7 protein-coding genes are annotated in these 8689 nt (G+C 72.3%); 4 read left to right on the top strand and 3 right to left on the bottom strand.

Annotated features, from left to right (window positions below):
- Positions 1 to 53 precede the first annotated feature (53 nt).
- Positions 54 to 1502 (bottom strand): argininosuccinate synthase, encoded by a 1449-nt coding sequence (gene argG / locus ACFQ7F_RS44110; RefSeq protein ID WP_383284809.1) that lies wholly within the window; start codon positions 1500 to 1502, stop codon positions 54 to 56.
- 96 nt (positions 1503 to 1598) lie between these two features.
- Here argG and ACFQ7F_RS44105 point away from each other — a divergent pair, with 96 nt between their 5' ends.
- The 4 genes from ACFQ7F_RS44105 (at position 1599) to ACFQ7F_RS44090 (ending at position 7068) form a co-directional block, all read left to right on the top strand.
- Positions 1599 to 2132, top strand: coding sequence for a GNAT family N-acetyltransferase (locus tag ACFQ7F_RS44105; RefSeq protein WP_383284806.1), 534 nt, complete (start codon positions 1599 to 1601; stop codon positions 2130 to 2132).
- A gap of 134 nt (positions 2133 to 2266) precedes the next feature.
- Positions 2267 to 3760, top strand: a complete 1494-nt coding sequence (locus ACFQ7F_RS44100) for an ABC transporter substrate-binding protein (protein WP_383284803.1) — start codon at positions 2267 to 2269, stop codon at positions 3758 to 3760.
- Between the two features lie 7 nt (positions 3761 to 3767).
- Positions 3768 to 5594 (top strand): ABC transporter permease subunit, encoded by a 1827-nt coding sequence (locus tag ACFQ7F_RS44095; protein WP_383284800.1) that lies wholly within the window; start codon positions 3768 to 3770, stop codon positions 5592 to 5594.
- 208 nt (positions 5595 to 5802) lie between these two features.
- Positions 5803 to 7068 carry an MDR family MFS transporter gene (locus tag ACFQ7F_RS44090; protein ID WP_383284812.1) on the top strand — a complete coding sequence of 422 codons (1266 nt, stop codon included), beginning with the start codon at positions 5803 to 5805 and terminating at the stop codon, positions 7066 to 7068.
- On the opposite strand, the gene ACFQ7F_RS44085 is transcribed toward ACFQ7F_RS44090, so the two are convergent.
- Together ACFQ7F_RS44085 and cbiQ are read right to left on the bottom strand one after the other, a co-directional pair.
- A complete protein-coding gene (locus ACFQ7F_RS44085; protein ID WP_383284797.1) occupies positions 7057 to 7971 on the bottom strand; it encodes an energy-coupling factor ABC transporter ATP-binding protein in 915 nt (304 codons plus the stop codon). The two genes, ACFQ7F_RS44090 and ACFQ7F_RS44085, sit on opposite strands and share 12 nt — an antisense overlap.
- Positions 7968 to 8689, bottom strand: a 722-nt coding sequence (gene cbiQ, locus ACFQ7F_RS44080; protein WP_383284794.1) for a cobalt ECF transporter T component CbiQ, incomplete at its 5' end; no start/stop codon positions are given. The genes cbiQ and ACFQ7F_RS44085, both read right to left, overlap by 4 nt.

Here is an 8689-nt window from a genome sequence, read left to right as displayed (position 1 = left end):
GATGGTGATCCGCCGGGGCCCGTTGCCCTGGTGCGTACGACTGGTGAGCGGTGTCAGTCCGTGCCGGACTCCATCGCGGCACGGTCCAGCATCGTCTCTTCTTCCGTGGCCTCGCCGCGCGAGGCGATCGCCTCGGCGCCGCCGCCGTCCATCGCGCCGATCAGACCGGTCGAAGCCGCCTGCGCGGCGCCGATCGGCGTCGGGTGGCCGCCGCCGACCAGACCGAGGCCCGCGTACTGCTCGAGCCGCGCACGGGAGTCGGCGATGTCCAGGTTGCGCATGGTGAGCTGGCCGATCCGGTCCACCGGACCGAACGCCGAGTCCTCGGTCCGCTCCATGGAGAGCTTGTCCGGGTGGTAGCTGAACGCCGGGCCCTTGGTGTCGAGGATCGAGTAGTCCTCGCCGCGCCGCAGCCGCACGGTCACCTCGCCGGTGACGGCCGCGCCGACCCAGCGCTGCAGCGACTCGCGGATCATCAGCGCCTGCGGGTCGAGCCAGCGGCCCTCGTACATCAGCCGGCCGAGGCGCCGGCCCTCGTTGTGGTACGCGGCCAGGGTGTCCTCGTTGTGGATCGCGTTGACCAGGCGCTCGTAGGCGATGTGCAGGAGGGCCATGCCGGGCGCCTCGTAGATGCCGCGGCTCTTGGCCTCGATGATCCGGTTCTCGATCTGGTCGGACATGCCGATGCCGTGCCGCCCGCCGACCGCGTTGGCCTCCATGACGAGATCGACCGACGACGCGAACTCCTTGCCGTTGATCGTGACCGGGCGGCCCTGGTCGAAGCCGATCGTCACGTCCTCCGTGTCGATCTCCACCGACGGGTCCCAGAACCGCACGCCCATGATCGGGTCGACCGTCTCGAGCCCGGTGTCCAGGTGCTCCAGGGTCTTGGCCTCATGCGTGGCGCCCCAGATGTTGGCGTCCGTGGAGTACGCCTTCTCCGTCGAGTCCCGGTAGGGCAGCTCGTGCGCGACCAGCCACTCCGACATCTCCTTGCGGCCGCCGAGCTCGGTGACGAAGTCCGCGTCGAGCCAGGGCTTGTAGATCCGCAGGTACGGGTTGGCGAGCAGCCCGTACCGGTAGAACCGCTCGATGTCGTTGCCCTTGAAGGTGGAGCCGTCGCCCCAGATCTGCACCCCGTCCTCAAGCATCGCCCGCACCAGGAGCGTGCCGGTCACGGCACGGCCGAGCGGCGTGGTGTTGAAGTAGGGGCGACCGCCCGACCTGATGTGGAACGCGCCGCAGGCCAGCGCCGCAAGGCCTTCCTCGACCAGCGCCTCTCGGCAGTCGACGAGGCGGGTGATCTCGGCGCCGTACGCGGAGGCACGGCCGGGCACGGAGGCGATGTCGGGCTCGTCGTACTGGCCGATGTCGGCGGTGTACGTGCACGGGACGGCACCCTTGTCGCGCATCCAGGCGACGGCGACGGAGGTGTCGAGACCGCCGGAGAAGGCAATGCCGACGCGCTCGCCGGTGGGCAGGGAGGTGAGGACCTTGGACATAGGAAGAGTATGCATGACTTCGCATGACCATGCAACGTTGGTCACCCTCGGCAACGGAAATGCAGGGTCGCGCGGCCTAATGCTTAGGATGTGCAAGTGCACGATTACCGCATCAGGACGGCCATCGCCGACGACCTCGACGCCGCACGGGCCGTCATGCTCGACACCGTTTACCACGACTTCGGCACGGGGTACGTGCCACGCTGGCACGGCGACATCATCGACCTCGACGGCGCGTACGTGAGCCCCGCCCGCCACACACTGCTCGTCGCGGTGGACCAGCAGGACGGGGCAGTCGCCGCCACCGCCGCGCTCGACTCCCGCGGTCCCGCGCATCCGCCGAATCCGAGCTGGATCGCCGAACGCTTCCCCTCGGGCGAGACGGCGCAGCTCCGTCGCGTCTATGTACGCGCCGGGCACCGGCGACGCGGCCTCGCCCGGCGACTGGTCGGCGAGCTGTTGGACTTCGCCGCAACGGACGGCGGATACCGCTCCGTATATCTGCACACCGATCCGGCGGTGACCGGCGCCGAGGGCTTCTGGCGCTCACTGGGGAAGATCGTGCACGACGAGCGCGAGGACTCCGGCGAATCGCGCGTCATGCATTTCGAAGTGCCGATGCGGCCTTAGGCCCCAGCCCACCCCTCAACACCCCTCACCATGCGGCCGAGCCACACCCTCCGTCATTAATGGAAATGGTTGTCATGTAACCTCTGTGGCTGCCGCCGCACTTTCGGACACACTCCACCCCGAGAACGAGGACCATGCGCTCCGTCCGCCACCGCCCGCTCATAGCAGGACTGCTCGTCGCTCCCCTGCTCACCGGCTGTTTCGCCAGCAAGAACGACGCGTCGGGCGACACCGCGGGCGGTGCCAGGCTCAAGGTCGCGCTGGCCTTCCCACCCTCCGAGAACTTCTCTCCGTACGGTGCCGACGCCACGCTCCTCAGCCGTCTCGGCGTCACCGAGGGACTGACCGAGCTGGACGCGAACGGCACCGCCGCCCCCGCGCTCGCCGCGTCCTGGACACAGGAGGGCGACCGCAGCTGGCTGTTCACCCTGCGCCAGGCCACCTTCCAGGACGGCACCCGGGTCACGCCGTCCGCCGTCGCGTCGGCTCTCACCCACGCGGCCGAGGCCAAGCCCGTCACGGCCGCACTGTCGGGGGCCGCCCTCACCGCCAAGCCCGTCGGCGACGACCGGGTCCGGATCACCACCGCCGACCCGGACCCGGCACTCCCGCTGCGCCTGTCGAGCCCCGGCCTCGCCGTACTCTCCGCGAAGGCGTACGAGAAGGGCGACAAGGTCAGTCCGGTCGGGACCGCAACGGGACCCTTCGAGCTCACCAGGACCACCGGCGCCACCGCGGCGACCCTCGACCGCTTCGACGACTACTGGGACGGCCGCGCCCAGGCGTCCGGCGTCGACGCGAGGTTCATCGCCGACGGCACCGCGCGTACGAACGCGCTGCGCACCGGCGACGTGGACATCGCCGAGGCCGTCCCCGTCTCCCAGGCCGCATCGCTCGACAAGGGCCACGGCCGCGAGACCGCGACGGCACGCACCACGGCGCTCCAGCTCAACACCGAGAAGGGCGCCTTCAAGGACCCCGGCCTGCGCGCCGCCGCCCGTGCCGCGATCGACACGTCGGCGCTCGCCAAGGACGTGTACGAGGGCCACGCCGACACCGGCAAGGGCATCTTCGGCCCCGCCCTGAACTGGGCCGACGGGAAGCGCGACAAGCCCGAGGGGCAGGCGCGGGCCACGTCACCCGCCGGGAAATCGATCACCCTGGGCACGTACGACAACCGGCCCGAGCTGCCGGAGGTCGCCCAAGTGCTCAAGCAGCAACTGCAGAAGGCCGGATTCAAGGTGACGCTTGAGGTCCGTGAGTCCTCCCGCATCGAGGGCGACGCACTGGCCGGGAAGTTCGACGCGTTCGTCGGCGCCCGCAACACCATGCTCGACACCGGCGACCCCGTCTCGGTCCTCGCCAGCGACTACACCTGCGACGGCAGCTACAACCTCTCGCTGCTGTGCGACACATCGGTCGACAAGGCCGTGAAGAAGGCCGAGAACACGGCCGACACCGCGAAGCGGCAGGACGCGACCATGGCTGCCGAGGCCGCGATCCTCGGCACGGACGCCGTCGTACCGCTGGTCCACCAGCGGATCATCACGGGCGTCGGCGGCTCGGTGCGGGGCGAGGTCCTCGACCCGTACGAGCGGACGCTGGTCTCCGCCGGCACGAGGCGCTGAGGACGGCGTGCGCGGCCTCGCCCGCACCACAGGACCGGCGCTGCTCTGGCGCGTGACCCTCGCGGCGGCGCTGCTGTGCGGGATCGGTCTGCTGCCCTGGCTCTCGCGCACCGACCCGGCGCTCACCGTGCTCAAGGCCCGGGCCGCGGAGCGCACACCCACCCCCGAGGCCCTGGCGTCCATCCGCGCCGAACTCGGCCTCGACCAGGGCCCGTTGCACCTGCTCGGCCAGTGGGCGGGCGGGCTCCTTCACGGGGACGCCGGGCGGTCGTGGATCTCCGGTGAAGCGGTACTGCCCTCCGTCGTGCAGTCCCTGGGCGTCTCGCTGTTCCTCATGTCGGTGACGCTGGTGGTGGCCGTCGTCACGGCAGGGGCGGTGTGCGCCCGCACGCTGTGGCTCGGCTCGCGGCGTCGACTCGGCGGGCGCCGCCACTCGGGCGGCGGCGCAGCGGTCCTTGCCGCGTTGCCCGAGTTCCTTACCGCCTCGGTGCTCGCCACCGTGGTCGGCGTACATCTGGGCTGGCTGCCCGCCCTCGGCTGGTACGGCCCCCAGTGGCTCGTGCTGCCCGCGATCTCGCTCGGCCTGCCCGCCGGGGCGCTGCTCGGACGCCTCCTCGACGATCTGCTGCCCGGCGCGTTCGCGGAACCCTGGGCGCGGGCCGCCGCGGCCCGGGGCATCCCGAACAGGCGCATCGCGTGGCAGGCGGTGCGCCGCTGCGTCCCCGGCCTGCTGCCGAACCTCGGCCTGTTCCTCGTGGGCCTGACCGGTGGCGCGGTCGCCGTGGAGCAGATCTTCGACATTCCCGGACTCGGCCGCTCCACCCTGCAGGCCGCGGTGGCGCAGGATCTGCCCGTCCTTCAGGCAGGCACTCTCGCGCTCGTGCTGCTCGCCGCCGTGGCGGGCGGCCTGTTCCGCCTCGCGGCCCGGCTCACGAGCGGCCCCGCACTGGGCGACGGCGCGCTGCCGACCCTGCACAGCCCGGCGCCACCCGCGCCGAGCCGGCTGCCGCTGCTGTACGGCGGGGTGCTGCTGTGCGTCATCCTGCTCAGCCTGGCCCGCGACCCCCTCGCTCTGGACACCGCGGCCCGGCTCCAGGCACCGACCTGGGCGCACCCGTTCGGCACGGACGCCCTGGGCCGCGATGTGCTTGCCCGGGTCGGACACGGCGCGCTCCACACCCTCGCCCTGGCCCTGGGGATCAGCGCCTTCGCCCTGGCGGCCGGCGTCCTGCTCGGTCTCCTGCCCCGGTTCTCCGGCCCGCTCCTCGACACGCTCAACGCCGTACCGCCGACGCTCGCGGGCCTTCTCGTCGCCGGTGTCGCCGGCAGTGGAGCGGCCACCCCCGCCATCGCGGTGGCCGCCGTCGCCTGGGTCCCCCTGTCCGCCCACACCGCCGCCCTCCTCCTCCAGGAGCGCGCCACCCTCCATCTGGCGGCGACCCGGAGTCTGGGCGCAGGCCGTCGGCACCAGCTCCGGCACCATCTGCTGCCCGCGGTTCTGCCTCCCGTCACCCGCCACGCGCTCCTTCGGCTCCCCGCCGTCGCCCTTGCCCTGGCCGCCCTCGGCTTCCTGGGTCTCGGCGCCCAGCCCCCGTCCCCCGAGTGGGGTCTGCTGCTCGCCGAGAACCAGCCCTACGCCGAACGCGCCCCCTGGGCCCTGCTCGCCCCGGCAGCCGCGCTCACCCTCCTCGGAGCCCTCGCCGTGACGGCGGCAGGCGGCGTGCCGATTCCTCGGCGGCTGCGGCGGAAGCGTCGGCCCGACCATGCGCTCACGGTGACCGACCTGCGGCCTGCCGAACGGGAGTTGGCCACGACCGGGGCGCCTCCCCGGTGAACCGAGAACAGCCCAGCCCCGCCCCGCCGCGGGCCCCGGCCCGGAACACGAAACAACCGCGCCACGAACGGATCTGGTCGACCGTCTCTCCCTTCCCGCGACCTGGCCGACATCGACCCGAGAATTCACCTCTCATGCCCGAAGCGCCTCGTCCGACACGGGAGTTGCGCAGACCTGGGACGGTGACCCGGTGAACGGTCGACGCCAGCTGCCCCTTCCCGCGCAGCTCCGGCCCAAAGACCCGTCGCGCCGCGAACGGACCTGGTCGAACCTGTCCCCACTCCTGCGGCTCCTCATCCTGACCCAACTCGCCTTCAACATCGGCTTCTTCGCCGTTCTGCCCTTCCTCGCCGAGCACCTGGGCACGGCCATCGGCATGGCGGGCTGGCTGGTCGGCCTCGTGCTCGGCCTGCGGACGTTCAGCCAGCAGGGGCTCTTCGTCGTGGGCGGCGCCCTGACCGACCGCTACGGCGTACGGCCCGTCGTGCTCACCGGGTGCTCGCTGCGGATCGCCGGTTTCGCCTGGCTCGGCTACGCGCAGCAGACCTGGTCGGTCATCGGCGCGGTACTCCTGATCGGGTTCGCCGCAGCCCTGTTCTCCCCCGCCGTGGAATCCGAGGTCGCCCGGCAGGCGGTGCTCTGGGAGGAGGCGGGGAGCGGCCCGCGTACCCGCATCCTTGCGCTGCTCACCGTGGCGGGCCAGGCCGGCGCGTTCGTCGGCCCGCTCCTCGGCGCGCTGCTGCTCTCCGTCGACTTCCGCACCGTCTGCCTCGCCGGGTCCGGGGTCTTCGTCCTCGTACTTGCCGGGCATCTGTGGCTGCTGCCCCAGCACATCCCCGGGCGGGCGCGGATCCGCGTACGAGGAGGCGTACGCGACATGCTGCGCAACCGCCGCTTCCTGGCGGTGTGCGGTGCGTACGGCGCCTATCTCCTTGCGTACAACCAGCTCTATCTCGCCCTCCCGCAGGAGGTGGAGCGCACGGCCGGGTCGCAGGCTCCGCTGGCCTGGCTCTTCGCCCTCTCCTCGATCCTGGTGGTGACCACGCAGCTCCCGGTCACCCACTGGGCCGCGGACCGACTCGACCTGCGGCGCTCCATGGCTGCCGGGCTCGTGCTCATCTCCGTCGGATTCGCCGTCGTGGCCCTCGCGCGCCCGGCCGCCTGGACCGGTGTCGCCGGGCTGCTGCCGGCCGCCGCCTTCGTCGTCCTCCTCACCCTCGGCCAGATGCTGGTCGCACCGGCCGCCCGCGCCTGGGTCCCCGACCTCACGCCCGACGGCAGGCTCGGTCTCTATACGGGTGCGCTGTCCTCGGTCTCCGGCCTGATCGTCCTCGCTGGCAGCGCAGCGACCGGCTCGCTCCTGGACGCCGGACTTCCGCCCTGGGTGCCGTGGCTCGCGCTCGCCGCGATCCCCCTCGTGGCCGTGGCGCTCCTGCCCGGCCGCGCCCGGGCCCCGGGTCCGTCAGCCTGCTGACGCACCGGGCATCGCAGGAGCCATGAGGGCGGCCAACTCCTCCGGCGTGCGCGGCCCTTCGCCCTCCCCGGCCAGCAGACCCTTCGTCCGCAGCAGCTCCGAGACGGCGATCCCCCACGGCAGGCGGAGTCCCGCCTGCGCCAGGAGATCCCGCCTGGCCAGCATCTCCGCGACGGGCCCTGTGCGCACTCCCGATGGGGTGAGCAGCGCCGCGTCGTCGGCCCAGCGGAGGGCCAGATCCACATCGTGGGTGGCCATGACCACGGTCGTCCCCGCGTCCCGCAGCTCTTGCAGGGTGGTCAGGAGACGTTCCTGGCCGTCCGGGTCGAGTCCGGCGGTCGGCTCGTCGAGGATCAGCACGCGGGGGCGCATCGCCACGGCGCCGGCGATGGCCGTCCGCTTGCGCTGGCCGTAGGAGAGCAGATGGGTGGGGCGGTCCGCCAGGGCGCTGATGTCGAGCGCGGCGAGCGCCTCGGCGACCCGTGCCCGGACCTCGGCATCGGACAGCCCCAGGTTCAGCGGTCCGAAGGACACGTCCTGCTCGACCGAGGCGGCGAACAGCTGGTCGTCCGGGTCCTGGACGACCAGCTGAACGGTGGTGCGCAGCCGGGTGAGACCCTTGCGGTCGTACGTCACGGGGACGCCGTCGACGCTCAGCCCGCCCTGGTCCGGGCGGAGTCCGCCGCTCAGCAGCCGCATGAGGGTGGTCTTGCCGCTGCCGTTGCGCCCGAGCAGCGCGAGGGCGCGGCCCTCGGTGACATCGAAGTCCAGGCCGCTGAGCACAGTGGGCCCTTCTTCGTACGCGTAGGAAGCAGCGCGCAGAGCGACCAGGGAATCGCCCGGCTCTCGCTCGCGAGGAGCGCTCGGGTGACTCGGCTCGCTCGGGTCGCTCGGCTCGCTCATGGAAGGAACCTTTCCAGTACGAAGGTGAGGGCCACGAGGCCCGTGAGGAGTACCGCGCTGACGGCCACGAAGCTCCGCGAGATCCGGGCGTCGGGCACGAGGACCCGCAGGGTTCCGTCGTAGCCGCGACCGGCGAGCCCGGCCTGCAGCCGGGTCGCCCGGTCGAAGGCCCGCACGAACGCCGTGGCACCCAGAGAGCCGAGGGAGCGCCAGGTGGCGGCCCGGGTGGTGTGGCCGAGCCGGGCGGCCTGCGCCTGCCGGATCCGGCTCATGGAGTCCAGGAGCAGGAAGCTCATCCGGTACATGACGAGGGCCACGTCCACGACCGGCGCCGGAACGCCCGCCTTCACCAGGCGGGGCAGCAGATCCGACATCGGCGTGGTGAAGGCGAAAAGCAGGACGCCGAGCGAGGCCGCCGACGTGCGCAGGAGCAGACCGCCCGCCCTGGCGGGACCACCGTCGGCGAGCGTGACGAACCCTCCGGTTCCGCCGAGTTGGACGATCAGGGTCAGGGCGCCGGTGACGCAGAAGCCGAGCGGTACGCGGTAGGCGCGCCACAGCTTGCGCGGCGGCACACCGGCAGGTCCGAGGAGCACGGCGAGCGCCGCGATCAGGACCAGGGCGGCGCCGGGCCAGGGCGGCAGCGAGACGGCAAGGACAGTGAGGCCGAGCCCGAGCACAGCCTTGTCCACGGGGTGGCGGCGGCGCCAGCGACTGC

The sequence above is a fragment of the Streptomyces sp. NPDC056486 genome, from assembly GCF_042795295.1.
GTDB lineage: Bacteria > Actinomycetota > Actinomycetes > Streptomycetales > Streptomycetaceae > Streptomyces.
This window is presented reverse-complemented; position numbering and strand designations above follow the sequence as displayed.